Genomic DNA, 18,682 nt, shown 5'->3' with positions numbered 1-18,682 from the left:
AAACCGGCGGAGGTTGGGCACCACAGAGACCCTTGCCAGCCTAGGGCACAAATCCGAGGCTTTCGTGACAGCCGCCCCATCCCGCAGCATCGCGCCGAGGTATGCCGCGCCCCCTCTTGCCCCCACAGGGCCAAAGCCCGACAGTGCGCGCATGGAATGGCGCGACACCGGCATCCTTCTGACCTCGCGCAGGCACGGCGAAAGCTCGGCCATCCTCGAGGTCTTCACGCCAAATCACGGGCGGCACTTGGGTGTGCTGCGCGGCGGAGCATCGCGCCGCATCGCGCCCAGTCTGCAACCCGGCGCCCAGCTTGACCTGACGTGGAAGGCGCGGCTCGAGGATCACATGGGGGCCTTCACCGCCGAGCCGCAACGTTCGCGTGCCGCCAATGCGCTGTCGGATCGCCTGTCGCTGGCCGGGCTCAACGCGGTCTGCGCGCTCCTCAGCTTCTCGCTGCCCGAGCGCGAGGCGCACCCCAAGCTCTATGCCCGTACCGAGCAGCTTCTGGATCTGCTGCCCGAGCGCGATCTCTGGCCGCTGGCCTATCTGCGCTGGGAAATGGCGCTTCTCGACGAGATGGGCTTTGGCCTCGATCTGTCGGCCTGTGCGGTGCGCGGCACCAATGAGGAGCTGTGTTTCGTCTCGCCCCGCACCGGCCGCGCGGTCTCACGTCAGGCTGCGGGCAAATGGGCCGACCGGCTGCTGCCTCTGCCCGATATTCTCAAAGGCGAAGGCCCCGGCGGCGACGGCGAGATCCTCGAAGCGCTGCGCACCACGGGCTTCTTTCTTGAAAGCCATATGGCCCCGACGCTGCGCGACCGTCCGCTGCCGCAGGCCCGCGCCGCCTATGTCGAGCGATTTCGCCGCAGCACCGACGCGTGAGGCGTCTTTCCCCGCCCGATAAACCGCGCTACGTAAGGCGCATGCGCTGGAACCTGCCAAATATCCTCACCGCCCTTCGCCTGCTCGCCGCTCCCGGCGTGGCGGTGATGTTTCTGTATTTCTCGCGACCGCTGGCCGATTGGTTTGCGCTGCTGCTGTTCGTCGGCGCCGCGATCACCGATTGGTTCGACGGCTATCTCGCCCGGCTCTGGGGGCAGGAAAGCAAGATCGGTGCCATGCTCGATCCCATCGCCGACAAGGCGATGGTGGTGATCGCGCTGATGGTGATCGTCGGCTATTCGTCGATGTCGCCATGGCTGGTGCTGCCCGCGACGATGATCCTCTTCCGCGAGGTCTTTGTCTCGGGGCTGCGCGAATATCTCGGCGATGTGGCGGGCACGCTGAAGGTGACCAAGCTGGCCAAGTGGAAAACCACCTTCCAGATGATCGCCATCGCCACACTGTTTGCGCAGGGCGTGTTCGAGCATTACCTTGCTCTCAGCATCGAGGCGCTGGATGACCGCGTGGTGACCCGCGCGCTGGATGCTGGCGGCGCCGATCCGCATGGGCTGCGCTGGCAGGAAACCGGGATGATCTGGTCCGGCCATCTTGGCCTTACGCTGCTGTGGATCGCCGCCTCGCTGACGATGATCACCGGCTGGGACTATTTCACCAAGGCCCTGCCGCATCTGAAGGATGACCGCTGATGGACCTTCTGTATTTCGCATGGGTGCGCGAGCGCATCGGCCTGCCGAAAGAGCGGATCGAGACCAAAGCCGCCACGGTCAGCGAGCTGATCGAGGAACTGCGCGGGCGCGAAGAGCGCTACGCCATGGCCTTTTCCGACCTTTCGGCGCTGCGCGTGGCGCTGGATCAGGAACTGTCGGAGTTCGACGCCCCGCTTGCAGGCGTGCGTGAGGTGGCCTTCTTCCCGCCGATGACCGGGGGCTGAGCCCATGGCGATCCGCGTTTCCGTGCAGGAAGAGCCCTTTGATTTCGGCGCCGAGGCCGAGGGCTTCGCCGCGGGCCGCACCGACATGGGCGCCGTGGTGACCTTCACCGGTGTGGTGCGCGACGTGTCGGGCACGCTCGAGACCATGGAGATCGAGCATTATCCGGGCATGACCCAGAAGGCGCTGGAAAAGATCGCCACCGAGGCGGAGGCGCGCTGGGAACTTGGCGAAGTGCTGGTGATCCACCGCTATGGCCGCATGGGTCCGGGCGAGCGCATCATGATGGTCGCCACCGCCTCGAAGCACCGCGGCCATGCTTTCGAGGCCGCCGAGTATCTGATGGACTACCTCAAATCCCGCGCGCCCTTCTGGAAGAAGGAAAGCGGCGCGGGTGGCACCTCATGGGTCGCTGCCAAGGATGAGGACGAGGACGCGCTCTCGCGCTGGTAGCGCCTCGCGTCGGCGAGGCTATCCTTCCGTCGCGCTTGAGAGATGGCGTGCGTGGTCATATGATCTGACCAATTCCCGCCTCTCAGGACCCTTCCGATGCCCTTTCGCCCCGTCCAGTCCGAGAAACTTTCCAGCGCCGTGGTGCGCCAGATCGAAGAGCTGATCCTGCGCGGCATCCTGCGCCCCGGCGAGCGCCTGCCTGCCGAGCGCGAACTGTCGGAACGGCTCGGCGTGTCGCGCCCGTCTTTGCGCGAGGCGGTGGCAGACCTGCAAGGCCGCGGCCTGCTGGAGACCCGCGCCGGTGCGGGCATCTTCGTCACCGAAGTGCTGGGATCGGCATTCTCGGACGCGCTGATCCAGCTTTTCGAAAAGCACGACGAGGCGGTCTTTGATTACCTCAGCTTCCGGCGCGACATGGAGGGGCTGGCGGCCGAGCGCGCGGCGCTGCACGGCACGCCATCGGACCTGAAGGTGATCGACGCGCTTTTCACCCGCATGGAAGCGGCGCATCAGAAGCGCAACCCCTCCGAAGAAGCGCGGCTCGATGCGGATTTCCATCTCGCGATCATCGAAGCCAGCCATAACGTCATCATGCTGCATATGATGCGCTCGATGTATCAACTGCTGCGTGAGGGCGTGTTCTACAATCGCTCGATCATGTTCAAGCAACGCACCACCCGCGAGGCGCTGCTGGAGCAGCACCGGGCGATCAACGCGGCGCTGCAGGCGCGCGATGCCACGGCGGCCCGCGCGGCGGTGCAGGCGCATCTGGGGTATGTGGAGGCAGCGCTGGCCGCCGATCGCAAGGCGACACGCGACGAGGATGTGGCACGGCAACGCTATGACCGGGTGACCAGCCGAGGCTGAGTGGGGACACAGGGGGGCGCTGCCCCCCTCGCCCGTGCCGGGCTCACCCCCCGGCGTATTTTCAAAGAGAAGAAGATCAGCTGATCGGCGTCGGTGCGCCGGTGGCCATATTGGTGCCGATGTAGGGCTGTTTGGCACCCTTCCAGCCGCCAAAGCCGCCCTCCATATGCGCCACGCGCGAGAAGCCCGCGGCGATGGCGGCGCGCGCCACTTTCTCGGACCGCACGCCCGAGCCGCAGTGGAAGACGATACGCTTGTCGCTCTGGCCCGGCAGCTTGTCGGCGCGGAAGAAGGCCATGGGCATCAAGAGCGCGCCTTCGATGTGCTCGAACATATATTCCTGTGGCGTGCGCACGTCGATCAGCACGATCTCGCCCTTGTCGAAGGCCTCGGCCACCTCGTCCACCGACCATGTCTCGAGCAGGGCGCTGCCCACTTCTTCGGTCTTCATGACGGGACTCCTTTCACATCTCGATTTCTGAACCTGTCCTGACAATTGGTCCTGCCCACGACAATGACAAGGGGGGCGGCGCGTGCGCCGCAATAGACGCCCGATTTCCGGCGGCGCGCCGCGCAGGGATCAGGTAGAGTCGCCCCATGCTGTTTGCTCTTCCAGATCCCGACACGCTCTATCAGGCGCTGCTCGACCGGGACCCCTCGTTTGACGGGCGGGCCTATGTCGGCGTCGCCTCGACCGGCATCTTCTGCCGCCTGACCTGCCCGGCCCGAAAACCGCTGCGCGAGAACTGCAGCTTTTTCGAGACCGTGGGAGACTGCATCACCGCGGGCTTCCGCCCCTGCAAGCGCTGCCACCCGCTGGCGCCCATGGCCAAGGGTGATCCGGTGATTGCCAAGCTGCTGCAGGCGCTGGACGCGCGCCCCGCCTTCCGCTGGTCCGAGCCGGATCTGGTGGCCATGGGGCTTGATCCCTCGACCGTGCGCCGCGCCTTCAAGCGCCAGTTCGGCATGACCTTCCTCGAGATGGCCCGGCAAAGGCGGCTGCGCGAGGGGTTCACCGCGCTGGCCTCGGGCGCGCCGGTGATCGAGGCGCAGCTGGATGCCGGGTTCGAGAGCGCCTCGGCCTTCCGCGCGGGCTTTGCCAAGGCGCTTGGCGTGGCACCGGGTGCCTTGAGGCCGGATGCCATGCTGCGCGCCGATTGGATCGAGACACCGCTGGGCGACATGGTCTCGGTCTGCTCCAAGAGCCATCTGCACCTGCTCGAATTCATGGACCGCAAGGCGCTGCCGCGCGAGTTGGAAAAGCTGCGCAAGGGCGCGGGCGGCGAGATCGGCGTGGGGCAGTTCGCGCCGTCGGAGCAGATCCGCGACGAGTTGGCGCGGTTCTTCGCCGGGGAGAGCGCGCGGTTCGACACACCGCTGGCGCTGCATGGCTCGGAGTTCACCCAGTCGGTCTGGCGCGCCCTGCGCGAGATCCCGGCGGGCGAGACCCGCAGCTACGGCGCGCTGGCACAGGCGCTGGGACGGCCCACGGCCACACGGGCGGTGGCGCAGGCCAATGGTGCCAACCAGATCGCGCTGGTGATCCCCTGCCACCGGGTGATCGGGGCCGACGGCGCGCTCACCGGCTATGGCGGCGGGCTTTGGCGCAAGCAGCGGCTGCTGGAGATCGAGCGCGGCTACCTCGGCGGCTGAGGTCTTGCGCCCTGTCGCGGCGCGCAATACCTCTTCGCCATGCGCATTCTCGAGAACATCATCAGCGACCGCGGCTCCAAATATGCCGTCTCGGGCGGGCCCTGCGCCTCGGAGGAGCAGGCCAAGGCCTTCCTCAAAGAGCTGAAGCGCAACAAGAAGTTCGCCAAGGCCACGCATAACACATGGGGTCTGCTGACCGAGGACGCGCCGATCAAGAACGATGACGGCGAGAGCGGCGCGGGCATGGTGATCCTGCGCATGCTCGAGCGTGAGGGGCTGAAGGGCCACATCATCGTGGTAACCCGTTGGTACGGCGGCAAGCATCTGGGCGGCGATCGGTTCCGCCACGTGCAGGACGCGGTGCGCACCTATATCGAGAGCATGGAATGAGCGCCCCGGATCAGCTGTTCGAACGGCTGGCCCGGTCGAAGTTCCGCAGCCGCTTTCGCCTTGGCGCCAAGGAACGGGCCTATGCCGACGCCAAGGGGCGCGAGACGATCCTCTCGCATGCGCGCGATTTCATCGCGGACCGACTGGCCCCGGCGGAGCCGCGCAACGACGGCAAGCAGACGCCCATGCGCGGCCATCCGGTGTTCATCGCCCAGCACGCCACGGCGACCTGCTGCCGCGGATGTCTGGCGAAATGGCACGGGATGCCGGCGGGGCGCGCGTTGAGCAAGGACGAGCAGGCGCAGGTGGTTGCGGTGATCCTCATGTGGATCGACCGGCAGATGGGCTATCGGGCATGAGAGGTCTGGCATGAGCAAGGGCACACCGGCCACGCAGGCGCTGACGCGCGCCAAGGTGGCGTTCGAGTTGCTGGAGTACGACTATGTCTCCGGGCAGGCGCAGATCGGGCTGCATGCCGCCGAGGCGATTGGCTGGGACCCCGACAAGGTGCTGAAGACGTTGATGGTAGAGGTGGATGGCAAGCCCTGCTGCGCGGTCATCCCCTCGGGGGGCTCGCTGTCGATGAAGCGGGTGGCCAGCGCCTTTGGCGGCAAGTCGGCGCAGATGATGGACCCCGCCAAGGCCGAGCGGCTGACGGGCATGCACACCGGCGGGATAAGCCCCTTCGGGCAAAAGAAGCGCGCCCCCGTGGTCTTCGAGGCTGCCGCGATGGAGGCCGAGCGGATCGTCCTCAACGGCGGCAAGCGCGGGCTGATGGTGGTGGTCGCTCCGGGGGACGCGCTGGCGGTATCGGGCGGAAAAGCGGCGCCTCTGGCGGCGGATTGAGCGCCCCGCGCCCCGTTCCAGAATTGCGCGAACCCTGCTAGGTATGGTGGCATGAACACCCACACCCCCAATATGCGTCCTGTTATTCGTCAGCTCGACGACGCCGCCATCAACCGCATCGCCGCTGGCGAGGTGGTGGAACGGCCTGCGTCGGCGGTGAAGGAACTGGTGGAGAATGCCGTCGACGCCGGGGCCACCCGCGTCACGGTCGAGATCGCCGATGGCGGCAAGACGCTGATCCGGGTGACCGACGATGGCTGCGGCATGGGCGCCGATGAGCTTCCGCTGGCGCTGTCGCGCCATGCCACTTCGAAGATCGACGGCTCGGACCTGCTGAACATCCACAGCTTCGGCTTCCGCGGCGAGGCGCTGCCCTCGCTGGGCGCGGTGGGGCGGCTGACCATCCAGAGCCGCATTCCGGGTGAGGAAGGCGCAGAGATCAGCGTTTCGGGCGGGCAGATGGGTGCGGTGAAACCGGCGGCCCTGAACCGCGGCACGGTGGTCACGCTGCGCGATCTCTTCTTCGCCACCCCGGCCCGGCTGAAGTTCCTGCGCACCGACCGCGCCGAGATGATGGGCATCTCGGACGTGATGAAGCGCATAGCCATGGCCGAGCCCTCGGTCGCCTTCACCCTGCGCGACGTGTCGCAGGGCAAGGACCGGGTGACCTTCCGCGCCGACGCGGTCTCGGGCGATCTTTTCGACGCGCTGCGCGGGCGGCTCTCGCAGGTGCTGGGCGCCGAGTTCACCGAGAACGCGCTGGCCATCGACGCCGAGCGCGAAGGCTTCCGGCTGACCGGCTACGCCGCCCTGCCGACCTATTCGCGCGGCTCGTCGGTGGCGCAGCATCTTTTCGTCAACGGCCGCCCGGTGCAGGACAAGCTGCTGCATGGCGCGCTGCGCGGCGCCTATGCCGACTACCTGAGCCGCGAGCGGCACCCGGCGGTGGCGCTGTTTGTCGACTGCGATCCGCATAAGGTGGACGTGAACGTGCACCCGGCGAAATCCGAGGTGCGCTTTCGCGAGCCGGGCATCGTGCGCGGGCTGATCGTCTCGGCGCTGCGTCATGCGCTGGCCGAGGCGGGGCACCGCGTCTCGAGCACCGTCGCCTCCGAGACGCTGGCGGCGCTGCGCCCTGAGATGCGCGCACCGCTGCCGGATGGCCAGCAGATGCCGCTGCACCAGCAGCCCTCGCAGACCGACAGTTTTGGTGCCTATGGCGGCGGCGCGCCGCTGGGTGCGCCACAGCAGGCCATGAGCAGCCCCCGCGTCTACCAGATGGACCGCCCCTCGGCAGGCGCGCGCAGCGCCGCCTATGCCGCGCAGGCCCCCGATCCCAATTTCGTCCCGGCCCCGCCGCGCGTGCCGCAGTCGCAGGGCTTTGTCGAGATGCAGGGCAGCTGGTCGGGCCGCGTGGTCGAAGACGCTCCGGCCGAGCCCGAGGCCGCCCATCTGCCGCTTGGCGCGGCGCGCGGGCAGGTGCACGAGAATTACATCATCGCCCAGACCGAAAGCGGCATCGTCATCGTCGATCAGCACGCGGCGCATGAACGGCTGGTCTATGAAAAGCTCAAGCGCCAGATGGCCGAGCGCGGCGTCGCGGCGCAGGCGCTGCTGATCCCCGAGATCGTCGAGCTGTCGCAGGACGACCTCTCGCGCATCCTCGACATCGCCGAGGATCTGGGCCGCATGGGTCTGTCGGTCGAGCCTTTCGGCGGCTCGGCGCTGGCGGTGCGCGAAACCCCGGCGATCCTTGGCGAGGTCAATGCCGAGGCGCTGATCAAGGACATCCTCGACGAGCTGTCGGACTACGGCAGCTCGCAGCTGGTACAGGAAAAGCTCGAGGCGATCCTCAGCCGCGTCGCCTGCCATGGCTCGATCCGTTCGGGCCGCCGGATGCGCGCCGAAGAGATGAACGCCCTGCTGCGCGAGATGGAGGCGACGCCCCATTCCGGCCAGTGCAACCACGGGCGCCCCACCTATGTCGAACTGCGGCTCTCCGATATCGAGAGGCTGTTCGGCCGCACATGATCGAAATCGCCGGGCAGAGCATCGCCGCGAGTGACCCGCGCCTCTGGGCCGCGGCCGGGGCGGCGCTGCTGGCGGTCCTGATGATCATGGCGATCCGCGCTTCGAACCGCGCCGCCCGCCTTGGCTACCCGCTCAGCCAGCTGTCGCAGCGGGTGCAGGCGCTGTCCGAAGGTCAGGAACGGCTGTCGGGCGGGCTGCACCATGTCTCCGAGGCGCAGGTCAAAAGCCAGAACGCCATGCTGCAGTTGATGGAAAAGCGGCTGGCGCAGGTGCAGCAGAGCATGACCGAGAACCTGCACGGCAATGCCCGCCGCACCGCGCATTCGCTGGGCCAGTTGCAAGAGCGGCTGAAGACCATCGATCAGGCACAGGAGAACATCACCCGGCTCTCGGGCGACGTGCTGTCGTTGCAGGACATCCTGTCGAACAAGCAGACCCGCGGTGCCTTTGGCGAGATCCAGCTGCGCGACATCGTCACCCAAGCCCTGCCCGCCGACAGCTACCGGCTGCAGGCCACCCTGTCGAACGGCCGCCGCGCCGATTGCCTGATCAAGCTGCCGGAGCCGCCGGGCCATATCGTCATCGACGCGAAATTCCCGCTCGAAGCCTATGAGATGCTGCGCCGCGCCGAGACGCCCGAGGCCAAGCAGCGCGCGTCTCAGGCCTTCCGCATGTCGGTGCGCAAGCACATCCGCGACATCTCGGACCGCTATATCCTCGACGGCGAGACCGCCGAAAGCGCGCTGATGTTCCTGCCCTCCGAAGCGGTCTATGCCGAATTGCACGGCAACTTCCCCGAGATGGTGCGCGAAGGCTTCGGCATGAAGGTCTGGATCGTCTCGCCGACCACCTGCATGGCCACGCTCAACACGCTTCGCGCGGTGCTGAAGGACGCGCGGATGCGCGAGCAGGCGGGCGCCATCCGCCGCGAGCTGGCGCTGCTCGCGCAGGACATGGACCGGCTCGGCGCGCGCGTGGAGAACCTCGACCGGCACTTCGGCATGGCTGCGCGGGATCTCTCGGAAATTCGCACCAGCGCCGAGAAAGCCGGGCGCCGTGCTCAAAAACTGGACAATTTTGATTTCGAGGATCTGGCGCCCGAGGGTCAGATCGTGCCATTGCCACGGCAGACCTGACTTTCCGTTCAACTCGCCAAGGACATGACGATGATTGCCCGCCTCACCGGCCTTGCCCTTGCGGCCCTGCTCGCCGTTCCCGGCTTTGCCGAAGAGGGCGCGACCGCCGTCGGTGTCAGTACCATGGTCCGGCCCGAGGCGAACTTCGACCGCGGCATTTCGATGACCATCTGGTACCCCGCACAAAGCGATGCGGGTGCGTCGGAACTGGTTGGCCGCAACGCCGTGTTCGAGGGCACCCCCGCGCAGCGCGAAGCCTCGCCGCAGCCCGGCAAGCTGCCGCTGGTTCTGCTGTCACACGGCGGGCTGCGCTCTGCCGAGCAGAGCGGCGCATGGCTGGCCGCGAAACTGGCCGCGGGCGGGTTCATCGTCGCCGAGGTCAGCGGCCAGCGTCCGCGCGATCAGGCCAGCGCGGTGGGCGAGATCTGGCGGCGTCCGGCGGAACTCGGTCAGGCGCTTGATCTGCTGCTGAGCGATCCCGACTGGCAGATGCGCATCGACGAGACCCGCGTGGCGGTGGCCGGTGTCGCGCTTGGCGGCACGGCGGCGCTGATGCTGGGCGGCGGACAGATTGATGTCGCGGCCTATGCGCGCAACTGCGACTCCTCGCATCCCGCGCCCGATTGCGACTGGTTTGCCGAAGGCGGCGTCGATCCGGCCAGCGTCGATGTGCAGGCCCTCTCGCTCGAGCGGCGCGACCCTCGGGTCCGCGCGGTGCTCGCCTTGGCGCCCGAGTATCTGGCCGAATTCCGCCCCGAGACATTGGCCCCGCGCCGCGCGATGACCAAAATCTACGGTCTCGCCAAGCCCGCCGCCGGTGAGACCCATCTCGCGGTGCAGTCCGGGATTGAGGTGCGTCCGCTGGACGGGGCGCGGCTTTACGACCTTTTTGCCCGCTGCACGCCCGATGGCGCCAAGCTGCTGGAAGAAGAAGGCGGCGATCCCGAGCTCTGCGGCAGCACCGCCGAGGACCGCGCGGCGGTCCATGACGCGGTGGCCTCCGACGCGCTGCACTTCCTGCACCGCGCGCTTGGCCTGACCGGCTGACACTGACCGGCTGACACGCCCCCGATCTCCATCCGCCGCTTGTCGCAGATCAAGGTGGGGGTGTAGGCTTTTCTCCATGGTGTGCGCGAAGAAAGGAGACGCGCCATGGAAGAAATCAGCGTCCGCACAATTGCCGCCGTGATCCTGATGGCCCGCGAGATCGAGCGTGCCGAGGGCGAGCTGCGCGGCTTCATCGACCGCATGAGCGAAGAGGAACAGGCCGCGCTGGTCGCGGTGATGTGGATCGGCAGAGATGCCTTCGATGCCGACGAATGGGCCGAGGCCTATCGCACCGCGCTCACCGAAGCCTCTACGCCCACCGCCGACTATCTGATCGGCACGCCGCATCTTGCCGACCATCTCGAAGCCGGACTCGAAGCCCTCGGCTTTGATCCCGAGGACGAGGAGGACGAGTTGCTGAACCGCGGCCGCTGAGCTGCTTCAGCGCAGCGCGCGGCCCTTGACGATGGCACTGTCGCCGAACCGCGCGCGGATCGCATCCGTCGCCCGTTCCGCCGCCGCGCGCCTGCCCGCGTCCGGGTCCAGCAAATCGCCGCCGCGATCGGCCTGTTCGGCGCTCACCAGTTCGGAAATCCCCGCCCCCAAAAGCCGCCACGGCCCCTGCCGCTCCAGCGTGTCGAGCATGGCGCGCGCGGTGCGGTAGATACGGTCGGCCATCTGCGTGGCATCGCCATCGGCCAGCGACTGGCGCCGGGTGATCAGCTTGAAATCGGCGCGTTTGACCTTCAGCGTCACCACCCGCCCCGCCAGCCCCTTGGCCTTGGCGCGGTCCGCGACCTTCTCGCACATGCGCCAGAGGTGCCCATCGAGCAGATCGGGATCGCCGGTGTCTTCGGAAAACGTGGTCTCGTTGGAGATGCTTTTGACCGGCGCGTTGCGCGTCACCCGGCGGCTGTCCTCGCCGCGCGCCAGATGCCACAGGCGCTGCCCCATCGAGCCGAACCTCTGGATCAGGTCGCGCTGCTCCCAGCGCAGCAAATCCTCGAAGGTGCGGATCCCGGCGCGCTCCAGCGCCTCCTGCGAGGCCATGCCGACGCCCCAGATCATCCGCACCGATTTGGGCCGCAGGAACTCGGCGGTCTCGGCCTTGCCGATCACCGAAAACCCGTGCGGCTTGTCGAGATCCGAGGCAATCTTGGCGAGGAACTTATTGTGCGACAGGCCGACCGAGCCGGTGACCCCCAGCTCTTCGCGCATGCGTTTGACCAGACGCGCCATCATCACCGCGGGCGGATGGCCATGCAGCCGCGCCGTGCCGGTGAGGTCGAGAAACGCCTCATCCAGCGACAGCGGCTCGATCGCCGGGGTCAGCTCTTCCATCAGCGCCCGGATCTGCCGCGAGACCTCGACGTAAAGCTCCATGCGCGGTTTCACCACCACCGCGTCGGGGCAGAGCTTCAGCGCCTGAAACATCGGCATGGCAGAGCGCACGCCGCGGATGCGCGCCACGTAACAGGCGGTGGAGACCACCCCGCGCTTGCCGCCGCCGACGATCACCGGCTTGTCGGCAAGCTCGGGATTTTCGCGTTTTTCGACGGTTGCATAGAAGGCATCGCAATCCATATGGGCGATGGAGAGGTCCCAAAGTTCCTCATGCCGCACGATCCGCGGGCGCCCGCAGGACGGGCAGCGCGATCCGTGGTCAAACTCGGTGAGGCAATCGCGGCAGAGCGCGGGCATGGGGGGATCTTTCGATGTGAAGATGCTACGGGGGAACTATAGAATAGCTTCCCGGGCGGCTGCCACAGTCACCAGTACAGGATTTGCGAAAGGCGATTTTTTGATGAGCACCCAACCGGCGAAAGATCCCAGCAGAGACGATTTCAGGGGCGCCAAGCTGATCCTGTTTCTGGGCGACGACCTGCTGATCCTGCGCCGCGACCACACCGAGGGTATCCCCTGGCCCGGCTATCTCGACTTCCCCGGCGGCGCGCGCGAGCCCGGGGAGTTGCCCGCCGAATGCGCCCTGCGCGAGACCACCGAAGAGGTCGGCCTGACACTGACGCCGGACTCGCTCACATGGGAGCATTTCCGCGACGGGCTGTGGTATTACGCCGCCCATCTCCCCGCCGAACGTATCGACAATGTCGTCTGGGGCGGCGAGGGCGAGGGCTGGGAAATGATGGCGGCCGAAGAATTCGCCGCGCGCGAGGATGCGATCCCGCATTTCCGCACGGTGCTGCGCGACTACCTGTCAATCCTGCAAAGCGTGGCGGGCTGAGGCCGCGCCAGCGCGTCGCAAGGGATTCAGGCCGCGCGGAACAGCGACAGCCAGCCCAAGCCCCGGCGTTCGGCAACGGCGGCACGGGTGCGCCGCACCCGCTCCGACGGCAGCGGCATGGTGCGTGCCTGCAGCGTGCCCTCTTGGTCGAGCGACGCAAGGGCGCGCGAGACCAGCACGCGCTCGGCGGCATCGGGCTGGGTGGTCACCGGGGCGGCAAAACTGCTGGCAACGCGCAGCCGACCCGCGTCGGTGTGAAAGGTCACGAGGGCTTCAAACTGTCCTTCGGCGGCGTTGTAGCGCATTTCGCCGATCTGCGTGGTCATCTCGGTCATGGCTTGTCTCCTGATTGTGGGTAAAACGTCACAATTTGCCAGACAGTTCCATCGCGCCGATTTTGCGCTTTACACAGCCGCGTGAGGCGCGAACGCGACACCTCGAAATGCTTCGCCCAAAATCGCTTCCCGCCACGTCAAGCTGCGGGCATAATTCCCCCAAGCCCCTTCTTCTCTTTGAAAATACGCCGGGGGTGAGGCGCGCATGCGCCGAGGGGGCAGCGCCCCCTGCCATGGGATGGGATCCAGCGCCAGCGCGCCTCTAGGGGATGGGGAAAATTGATGACTGCGGAAGATGTGATACTCGACCTGCTCGGGGGCAACCTCGTGATCCTGCTGCTCGCGGGCTTCGTGATCCTGTGCATCGTGCTGGGCGTGCGGATCGTGCCGCAATCCGAGAAACATGTGGTCGAACGCTTCGGACGGCTGCGCGCGGTACTTGGCCCGGGGATCAACTTCATCGTGCCGTTTCTGGATCGCATCGCCCATAAGGTCTCGATCCTCGAGCGCCAGCTGCCAAACGCCAATCAGGATGCGATCACCGCCGACAACGTGCTGGTCGAAGTGGAAACCTCGGTGTTCTACCGCATCCTCGAGCCGGAAAAGACCGTCTACCGCATCCGCGACGTGGATGCCGCCATTGCCACGACGGTCGCCGGCATCGTTCGCGCCGAGATCGGCAAGATGGAGCTTGATGAGGTGCAGTCCAATCGCGCCGCGCTGATTTCCACCATCAAGGGCAATGTCGAGGACGCCGTGGACGACTGGGGCATCGAGGTGACCCGCGCCGAGATCCTCGATGTGAACCTCGACCAGCAGACCCGCGACGCCATGCTGCAACAGCTCAACGCCGAGCGCGCCCGCCGCGCGCAGGTCACCGAGGCCGAGGGCCGCAAGCGCGCGGTCGAACTGGCCGCCGACGCCGATCTCTATGCCGCCGAGCAAACCGCCAAGGCCCGCCGCATCTCTGCCGATGCCGAGGCCTATGCGACGCAGGTGGTGGCCGAGGCGATCGCCCAGAACGGCCTCGAGGCGGCGCAATATCAGGTGGCGCTCAAACAGGTCGAGGCGCTGGTGGCGCTCGGACAGGGCGACGGCAAGCAGACCATCGTGCTGCCCTCCAATGCGCTCGACGCTTTCGCCGACGCCTTCACCCTGCTCACCGGGCGCAAGCCATGATCCAGCTGTGGTGGGTCTGGCTGGCGGCGGCGGTGGTGCTGCTGGTGCTCGAGGTGGTGAGCCCGGCCTATGTGTTCCTCGGCTTTGCCATCGGCGCGGCGGTGGTCGGCGTGCTGCTGCTGCTCGGCCTCACCACCGGCTGGCCGATGCTGCTGCTGATCTGCGCCGTCGTGGCGCTGATCGCATGGGCGCTGCTGCGCCGGTTCATGGGCGTACGCAAGGGCCAGACAAAAATCTGGACGCGCGACATCAACGAGGACTGAGGGAGAGCGCCGCGGCTCTCCCCCTTTCGGCACAGTCCTCCGTCACAACCGGAACAGCCCCAGCGCATCCATCACCTCGCGCTTGGTCGCCTCGGTGACCTCGCGGGCGGTCTGGGTGCCCTCGGCGATAATCCGATGCACCTCCGCCGGGTCCGAGGCCGCCTCGGCACGCCGCGCCCGGATCGGTGCAAGCAGTGCCTGCAGAATGTCCTCGAGCCGCCGTTTCAGCACCGCATCCCCGAGCCCGCCGCGCCTGTAATGCTCTTTGAGCGCGGCGATCTCGTCCTTCTCCTCGTCGAAAGCGTCGAGATAGGTGAACACCACATTGCCCTCCACCCGGCCCGGATCTTCGACGCGCAGGTGATCGGGATCGGTGAACATGGCGCGCACCGCCCGGCTGATCTCATCCTCCGAAGCCGAGAGCGGGATCGCATTGCCGCCCGACTTGCTCATCTTGGCGCGCCCGTCGATGCCCGGAAGCCGCCCGGCCTCGGGGATCAGCGCCTGCGCCTCGGGCAGCACCTCGCGGCCAGCAGCGCCGTTCACCCGCCGCACCACCTCGTTGCATTGCTCGATCAGCGGCGCCTGATCCTCGCCCACCGGCACGACGGTGGCCTTGAAGGCGGTAATGTCTGCGGCCTGCGCGGCAGGATAGCACAGAAAGCCCGCGGGGATGTCGCGCCCGAAGCCGCGGGCGCGGATCTCATCCTTGATCGTCGGGTTGCGCTCCAGCCGGGCGACGGTGACGAAGTTGAGATAGAGCATCGACAGTTCGGCCAGCGCGGGCAGGTGCGATTGCAGGCAGATCGTGGTCTTGGCCGGATCGATGCCCACTGCAAGGTAGTCGCAGGCCACCTCCAGCACATTACGCCGCACCTTGCCGATGTCATGGGCATTGTCGGTGAGCGCCTGCGTGTCGGCCAGCAGCAGGAATTGGCGGTGGCTGTCCTGCAGCGCCAGCCGGTTCTTCAGCGAGCCCGCGTAATGCCCGATGTGCAGCGGCCCGGTGGTGCGGTCCCCGGTGAGGATGACGGGTTTTGCCTTGGCGAGCGTGTCCGCTTCGGGGCGGGTCAGTGTGGTCTGGTCCATGTGGGTCTCCGTGTGGAAAAGGAGGTCGCCGCATGGGTGTCTTGATGGGGTGTGTTACATCAAAAAGGCCGCCCGATGCGGCGGCCTGTTTGAAAAACATGAGATGTCCGGCCGCCTATGTCAGGCGGGCCACCAAAGGTTCGCAAGGGGCATCGGACGTGTCATGCAGACTGCCTAGCCCCGCGCGCGCCGCAGATCAAGCCTTTCAGCCCTTGTTCGGACGCTGCGCCTGCGGCGATGCCAGTTCGGCGTTGATCGCCAGCGCGGCATCGCGCGGCGAGGGCGCGCGCCAGACCGGGCGGCCTACGACGATATGGTCGACCCCGGCCGCGATGGCGCTGGCGGGGGTGGCGATGCGCTTCTGGTCATCATCGGCGGCACCTGCGGGGCGCACGCCGGGGGTGACGATGAGGCGGCCCTCGGCCTCGGGCAGCGCCCGGATGCGGGCGGCTTCCATGGGCGAGGCGATGATGCCGTCGGCTCCGGCTTCGAAAGCCCGCGCGGCACGTTCCACCACCAGATCGGCCACATCGCCCTTCTGCATCAGCCCGTCATCCAGATCGGCGCGGTCCAGCGAGGTCAGGATGGTCACCGCGAGGATCTTCAGGTTCGAGCCCGCCGCGCCTTCCTTGGCCGCGCGCACCACATGCGGATCGCCGTGAACGGTCAGGAAATCGAGGTCGAACTGCGCGATGCCGCGCACTGCGTTCTCCACCGTCTGGCCGATGTCGAAGAACTTCATGTCGAGGAAGATGCGCTTGCCGTGCTCTTGCTTGAGCTCATTGGCCAGCGCCAGACCGCCGCCGGTGAGCATCCCGAGGCCGATCTTGTAGAAGGAAACGGCATCGCCGATCTCTTCGGCGATTTTCAACCCCTCGAGGGCATTGGGCACGTCGAGGGCGACGATCAGGCGGTCATCGGACACGGCTGCGGACATGAGGGCGGCTCCTTTTGCGGGATTTCGCCTCTCATGTCCGCGCCGGGCGCTCAGGTCAAGCCCGCGCCAAAAGCCTTCGAAGGCTTTTGCAACTTCCTTCGAAGGAAGTTGCCGCCCGTGACGGGGTCAGCCGCCCCCCAGAAGGTCGCGGATCACCTGCTGGATGATGTTGTCGCGGCGCTGGCGCTCGGGCTGGCCCTGCTGCACCTGCGGCTGCGCCGGTTCCGGTGCGGCGGGCGCAATGGCCGGAAGCGGTTTGGCCTCGGTGCCGTCGGTGACCCGCAACATGGTCTCTCTCCAGATCTCCGCCGGCAGGCCGCCGCCGGTGACGCCGGTCAGCGGCGAGTTGTCGTCATTGCCCATCCACACGCCGACCACATAGTCGGAGGTGAAACCGATGAACCACGCGTCGCGGGCATCGTTGGAGGTGCCGGTCTTGCCCGCAACCTCGCGGTCGGGCAGCTGTGCCCGCCCGCCTGTGCCTTCGGAGACCACATGCTCCATCATCCACACCAGTTGGCCCGCCGCCTCGGGCTGGATCACCCGCTCGCGGATACCGCCGCCGGTGCCCATCAGCACCTCATCCTCGCCCTTCAGGCGCAGGTCGACGAGCCCGTAAGGCGTCACCGCCGAGCCACCGTTCAGAATGCCCGCATAGGCCCCGGACATCTCGAGCAGCGAGGCTTCGGAGGTGCCGAGCGCCATCGCCGGGCCGTCGTTCAGCTCGGACTTGATGCCGAAGTCGGTGGCGACCTTATGCACCAGATCGCGGCCCACCGCCTCGGAGATCTTCACCGCCGGAATGTTCAGCGAATGCGCCAGCGCGGTCGTCAGGGTGACGCGGCCCTTATAGGTTTTCGAGTAGTTCTGCGGGCACCATTGCCCCGAGCCCGGCACATTCATGCAGAACGGCTCGTCGACCACCGTGTCATAAGGCGAATAGCCCAGTTCCAGCGCGGTGGCGTAAACGAAGGGCTTGAACGCCGAGCCGGTCTGCCGCTTGGCCTGCGTGGCGCGGTTGAACACGCCCGACACGCCGGTCTTGCGCCCGCCGACCATCGCCCGCACCGCGCCGTCCGAGGACATGACGACAATCGCCGCCTGCGCCTTCGAGCCTTCCTTGACCTTGCTCTCATAGACCGAGTTCATCGCGTCTTCGGCGGCCTGCTGCAGCTTGGGATCAAGCGTGGTGCGGATCACCACATCTTCCATCGTGTCGCGGGTGAAATATTCGGGGCCGGTCGACATCACCCAGTCGGCGAAATAGCCGCCGGTCTTGCGCTGCGCCTCTTCGGACAGGGTCGCGGGGCTGGCCTGCGCCGCTTTTTCCTGCGCATCGGAGAGATAGCCCTGATCTTCCATCAGCCGCAGCACGGTGGCCGCGCGGGCCTGCGAGCGCTCGAGGTCGTTGGTCGGCGCCAGCGAGGAGGGCGCGGTCAGCAGACCGGCCAGCATCGCCAATTCCTGCGGGTTCAGCGTGGCGGCGTTTTTCCCAAAGTAGCGCTCTGCAGCGGCCTCGGCCCCATAGGCGCCGCCGCCCATATAGGCGCGGTTGAGGTAGATCGAGAGAATCTCGTCCTTGGTGTACTTCAGCTCCATCGCCATGGCGTAGAGCGCTTCCTTGCCCTTGCGCAGCAGCGAGGACTCGCGGCAGTCGGCCACATAATCCGCCTCGGTCTTCCAGACCTGGGAGTCATATTCGACGCCGATGCAGAGCAGTTTCGCGGTCTGCTGCGTGATGGTCGAGCCGCCGTGGCCCGACAGCGGCCCGCGCCCTTCGGCAAGGTTGATGCGGATGGCACTGGCGACGCCGCGCGGCGAGACGCCGAAATGGTGGTAGAAGCGTTTATCCTCGGTCGCGATCACCGCGTTCTTGAGGTGTTTGGAGACGCTGCTTGCCGTCACCGCGCCGCCGAACTGATCGCCGCGCCATGCAAAGATCGCACCATTGCGGTCGATCAGCGTCACAGAGCCGCGCGCACGCCCGTCCAGCAGATCGGTCACCGGCGGCAGTTGGGTGTAGAAAAAGCCCACCCCAAGCGCCAGCATCAGCGCGACGACAGCCGTCACGCGCCAGGTGATGCGCCAGAAGATGCGCAGGATCCACGAGAAGGTGCCAAGCACGAAAGCCACCAGAAAATTCCTCTTCTTCGCCGGTTTGCGGGCGGGCTTGCGCGCGGTTTTGCGGGGCCGGGACGGGCCGCCACCGCCTGCACCGCCACCAGAGGCCTTGCGGCCCTGCGGCTTTGTCGTGGATTTCTGGCTTGCCCTGGGATAGCGGCGGTCGGCCACCAAGCGGCCCTTGCCACGCCCTGAATCACTCATTTCGCTTTGCCCGGCCTGTCGTTTGTTTTGGCGGAGGATAACGGGTTTGCAGCCCG

The 18,682-nt window shown here is 66.9% G+C and carries 22 protein-coding genes; 16 read left to right on the top strand and 6 right to left on the bottom strand.

Annotated features, from left to right (window positions below):
• The first annotated feature begins 151 nt into the window (after positions 1-151).
• From recO to ACXAD2_RS12030, 5 genes are all read left to right on the top strand, one after another.
• Positions 152-883, top strand: a complete 732-nt coding sequence (gene recO, locus ACXAD2_RS12050; RefSeq protein WP_224905853.1) for a DNA repair protein RecO — start codon at positions 152-154, stop codon at positions 881-883.
• A gap of 41 nt (positions 884-924) precedes the next feature.
• A complete protein-coding gene (pgsA, locus tag ACXAD2_RS12045; protein ID WP_066103733.1) occupies positions 925-1,590 on the top strand; it encodes a CDP-diacylglycerol--glycerol-3-phosphate 3-phosphatidyltransferase in 666 nt (221 codons plus the stop codon).
• Positions 1,590-1,835: a molybdopterin converting factor subunit 1 gene (gene moaD, locus ACXAD2_RS12040; RefSeq protein ID WP_475170179.1), complete on the top strand. Its 246-nt coding sequence runs from the start codon at positions 1,590-1,592 to the stop codon at positions 1,833-1,835. Before pgsA ends, moaD begins: the two co-directional genes overlap by 1 nt.
• 4 nt (positions 1,836-1,839) lie before the next feature.
• A complete protein-coding gene (locus ACXAD2_RS12035) occupies positions 1,840-2,286 on the top strand; it encodes a molybdenum cofactor biosynthesis protein MoaE (protein ID WP_475170177.1) in 447 nt (148 codons plus the stop codon).
• A 96-nt stretch (positions 2,287-2,382) separates the two neighbouring features.
• A complete protein-coding gene (locus tag ACXAD2_RS12030; protein ID WP_066103726.1) occupies positions 2,383-3,153 on the top strand; it encodes a FadR/GntR family transcriptional regulator in 771 nt (256 codons plus the stop codon).
• A 76-nt stretch (positions 3,154-3,229) separates the two neighbouring features.
• Here ACXAD2_RS12030 and ACXAD2_RS12025 read toward each other — a convergent pair whose 3' ends face one another.
• Positions 3,230-3,604, bottom strand: a complete 375-nt coding sequence (locus ACXAD2_RS12025; RefSeq protein ID WP_066103724.1) for a rhodanese-like domain-containing protein — start codon at positions 3,602-3,604, stop codon at positions 3,230-3,232.
• A gap of 146 nt (positions 3,605-3,750) precedes the next feature.
• On the opposite strand from ACXAD2_RS12025, the gene ACXAD2_RS12020 reads away from it, so the two are divergent.
• The 8 genes from ACXAD2_RS12020 to ACXAD2_RS11985 all read left to right on the top strand — a co-directional run bounded on the left by ACXAD2_RS12020 (position 3,751) and on the right by ACXAD2_RS11985 (position 10,691).
• Entirely contained in the window at positions 3,751-4,806 is a 1,056-nt protein-coding gene (locus ACXAD2_RS12020) for a bifunctional transcriptional activator/DNA repair enzyme AdaA (protein ID WP_475170173.1), read from the top strand.
• 39 nt (positions 4,807-4,845) lie between these two features.
• A complete protein-coding gene (locus ACXAD2_RS12015) occupies positions 4,846-5,196 on the top strand; it encodes a YigZ family protein (RefSeq protein ID WP_475170171.1) in 351 nt (116 codons plus the stop codon).
• Positions 5,193-5,555: a DUF4186 domain-containing protein gene (locus ACXAD2_RS12010; protein ID WP_475170169.1), complete on the top strand. Its 363-nt coding sequence runs from the start codon at positions 5,193-5,195 to the stop codon at positions 5,553-5,555. The genes ACXAD2_RS12015 and ACXAD2_RS12010 overlap by 4 nt, the downstream gene beginning before the upstream one ends.
• Before the next feature lie 10 nt (positions 5,556-5,565).
• Complete coding sequence (locus ACXAD2_RS12005; protein WP_475170167.1) at positions 5,566-6,042, top strand: aminoacyl-tRNA deacylase; 477 nt, start codon at positions 5,566-5,568, stop codon at positions 6,040-6,042.
• Positions 6,043-6,093: 51 nt separating this feature from the next.
• Positions 6,094-8,073 (top strand): DNA mismatch repair endonuclease MutL, encoded by a 1,980-nt coding sequence (mutL, locus tag ACXAD2_RS12000; protein ID WP_475170165.1) that lies wholly within the window; start codon positions 6,094-6,096, stop codon positions 8,071-8,073.
• Positions 8,070-9,209 (top strand): DNA recombination protein RmuC, encoded by a 1,140-nt coding sequence (locus ACXAD2_RS11995; RefSeq protein WP_066103712.1) that lies wholly within the window; start codon positions 8,070-8,072, stop codon positions 9,207-9,209. The genes mutL and ACXAD2_RS11995 overlap by 4 nt, the downstream gene beginning before the upstream one ends.
• Positions 9,210-9,239: 30 nt before the next feature.
• The gene (locus ACXAD2_RS11990) at positions 9,240-10,256 is read left to right on the top strand and encodes an alpha/beta hydrolase family protein (protein WP_475170160.1); all 1,017 of its coding nucleotides are present in this window, start codon (positions 9,240-9,242) and stop codon (positions 10,254-10,256) included.
• A gap of 105 nt (positions 10,257-10,361) precedes the next feature.
• Entirely contained in the window at positions 10,362-10,691 is a 330-nt protein-coding gene (locus ACXAD2_RS11985; protein ID WP_066103709.1) for a DUF3775 domain-containing protein, read from the top strand.
• Between the two features lie 6 nt (positions 10,692-10,697).
• On the opposite strand, the gene ACXAD2_RS11980 is transcribed toward ACXAD2_RS11985, so the two are convergent.
• A complete protein-coding gene (locus ACXAD2_RS11980; protein WP_475170155.1) occupies positions 10,698-11,957 on the bottom strand; it encodes a DNA polymerase IV in 1,260 nt (419 codons plus the stop codon).
• 103 nt (positions 11,958-12,060) lie between these two features.
• On the opposite strand from ACXAD2_RS11980, the gene ACXAD2_RS11975 reads away from it, so the two are divergent.
• A complete protein-coding gene (locus ACXAD2_RS11975) occupies positions 12,061-12,498 on the top strand; it encodes an NUDIX domain-containing protein (RefSeq protein ID WP_475170152.1) in 438 nt (145 codons plus the stop codon).
• A 26-nt stretch (positions 12,499-12,524) separates the two neighbouring features.
• Here ACXAD2_RS11975 and ACXAD2_RS11970 read toward each other — a convergent pair whose 3' ends face one another.
• The gene (locus tag ACXAD2_RS11970; RefSeq protein ID WP_224905871.1) at positions 12,525-12,833 is read right to left on the bottom strand and encodes a hypothetical protein; all 309 of its coding nucleotides are present in this window, start codon (positions 12,831-12,833) and stop codon (positions 12,525-12,527) included.
• Between the two features lie 282 nt (positions 12,834-13,115).
• Here ACXAD2_RS11970 and ACXAD2_RS11965 point away from each other — a divergent pair, with 282 nt between their 5' ends.
• Positions 13,116-14,012: an SPFH domain-containing protein gene (locus ACXAD2_RS11965; protein WP_066103701.1), complete on the top strand. Its 897-nt coding sequence runs from the start codon at positions 13,116-13,118 to the stop codon at positions 14,010-14,012.
• Complete coding sequence (locus tag ACXAD2_RS11960) at positions 14,009-14,275, top strand: hypothetical protein (protein WP_475170149.1); 267 nt, start codon at positions 14,009-14,011, stop codon at positions 14,273-14,275. The genes ACXAD2_RS11965 and ACXAD2_RS11960 overlap by 4 nt, the downstream gene beginning before the upstream one ends.
• 42 nt (positions 14,276-14,317) lie before the next feature.
• Here ACXAD2_RS11960 and trpS read toward each other — a convergent pair whose 3' ends face one another.
• From trpS to ACXAD2_RS11945, 3 genes are all read right to left on the bottom strand, one after another.
• A complete protein-coding gene (gene trpS / locus ACXAD2_RS11955) occupies positions 14,318-15,364 on the bottom strand; it encodes a tryptophan--tRNA ligase (RefSeq protein ID WP_475170147.1) in 1,047 nt (348 codons plus the stop codon).
• Positions 15,365-15,569: 205 nt separating this feature from the next.
• Positions 15,570-16,301: an orotidine-5'-phosphate decarboxylase gene (gene pyrF, locus ACXAD2_RS11950; RefSeq protein WP_475170145.1), complete on the bottom strand. Its 732-nt coding sequence runs from the start codon at positions 16,299-16,301 to the stop codon at positions 15,570-15,572.
• Between the two features lie 126 nt (positions 16,302-16,427).
• Positions 16,428-18,626: a transglycosylase domain-containing protein gene (locus ACXAD2_RS11945; protein ID WP_475170141.1), complete on the bottom strand. Its 2,199-nt coding sequence runs from the start codon at positions 18,624-18,626 to the stop codon at positions 16,428-16,430.
• Positions 18,627-18,682 lie beyond the last annotated feature (56 nt).

Source organism: Salipiger sp. ABN3_019 (assembly GCF_056158605.1).
Note: the sequence above shows the minus strand (reverse complement) of the source record. Positions and strands in the feature narration are given on the sequence as shown.

Excerpts from the sequence above, each read along its gene's own strand:
- ACXAD2_RS12005 (WP_475170167.1), top strand. The coding sequence starts at position 5,566 with ATGAGCAAGGGCACACCGGCCACGCAGGCGCTGACGCGCGCCAAGGTG.
- ACXAD2_RS12030 (WP_066103726.1), top strand. The coding sequence starts at position 2,383 with ATGCCCTTTCGCCCCGTCCAGTCCGAGAAACTTTCCAGCGCCGTGGTG.
- ACXAD2_RS11970 (WP_224905871.1), bottom strand. The coding sequence starts at position 12,833 with ATGACCGAGATGACCACGCAGATCGGCGAAATGCGCTACAACGCCGCC.
- ACXAD2_RS11995 (WP_066103712.1), top strand. The coding sequence starts at position 8,070 with ATGATCGAAATCGCCGGGCAGAGCATCGCCGCGAGTGACCCGCGCCTC.
- ACXAD2_RS11990 (WP_475170160.1), top strand. The coding sequence starts at position 9,240 with ATGATTGCCCGCCTCACCGGCCTTGCCCTTGCGGCCCTGCTCGCCGTT.
- ACXAD2_RS11945 (WP_475170141.1), bottom strand. The coding sequence starts at position 18,626 with ATGAGTGATTCAGGGCGTGGCAAGGGCCGCTTGGTGGCCGACCGCCGC.
- ACXAD2_RS12010 (WP_475170169.1), top strand. The coding sequence starts at position 5,193 with ATGAGCGCCCCGGATCAGCTGTTCGAACGGCTGGCCCGGTCGAAGTTC.
- ACXAD2_RS11965 (WP_066103701.1), top strand. The coding sequence starts at position 13,116 with ATGACTGCGGAAGATGTGATACTCGACCTGCTCGGGGGCAACCTCGTG.
- recO (WP_224905853.1), top strand. The coding sequence starts at position 152 with ATGGAATGGCGCGACACCGGCATCCTTCTGACCTCGCGCAGGCACGGC.
- ACXAD2_RS11985 (WP_066103709.1), top strand. The coding sequence starts at position 10,362 with ATGGAAGAAATCAGCGTCCGCACAATTGCCGCCGTGATCCTGATGGCC.
- ACXAD2_RS12015 (WP_475170171.1), top strand. The coding sequence starts at position 4,846 with ATGCGCATTCTCGAGAACATCATCAGCGACCGCGGCTCCAAATATGCC.
- trpS (WP_475170147.1), bottom strand. The coding sequence starts at position 15,364 with ATGGACCAGACCACACTGACCCGCCCCGAAGCGGACACGCTCGCCAAG.
- pyrF (WP_475170145.1), bottom strand. The coding sequence starts at position 16,301 with ATGTCCGCAGCCGTGTCCGATGACCGCCTGATCGTCGCCCTCGACGTG.
- ACXAD2_RS12035 (WP_475170177.1), top strand. The coding sequence starts at position 1,840 with ATGGCGATCCGCGTTTCCGTGCAGGAAGAGCCCTTTGATTTCGGCGCC.
- ACXAD2_RS12020 (WP_475170173.1), top strand. The coding sequence starts at position 3,751 with ATGCTGTTTGCTCTTCCAGATCCCGACACGCTCTATCAGGCGCTGCTC.
- ACXAD2_RS11960 (WP_475170149.1), top strand. The coding sequence starts at position 14,009 with ATGATCCAGCTGTGGTGGGTCTGGCTGGCGGCGGCGGTGGTGCTGCTG.
- pgsA (WP_066103733.1), top strand. The coding sequence starts at position 925 with ATGCGCTGGAACCTGCCAAATATCCTCACCGCCCTTCGCCTGCTCGCC.
- mutL (WP_475170165.1), top strand. The coding sequence starts at position 6,094 with ATGAACACCCACACCCCCAATATGCGTCCTGTTATTCGTCAGCTCGAC.
- moaD (WP_475170179.1), top strand. The coding sequence starts at position 1,590 with ATGGACCTTCTGTATTTCGCATGGGTGCGCGAGCGCATCGGCCTGCCG.
- ACXAD2_RS11980 (WP_475170155.1), bottom strand. The coding sequence starts at position 11,957 with ATGCCCGCGCTCTGCCGCGATTGCCTCACCGAGTTTGACCACGGATCG.
- ACXAD2_RS12025 (WP_066103724.1), bottom strand. The coding sequence starts at position 3,604 with ATGAAGACCGAAGAAGTGGGCAGCGCCCTGCTCGAGACATGGTCGGTG.
- ACXAD2_RS11975 (WP_475170152.1), top strand. The coding sequence starts at position 12,061 with ATGAGCACCCAACCGGCGAAAGATCCCAGCAGAGACGATTTCAGGGGC.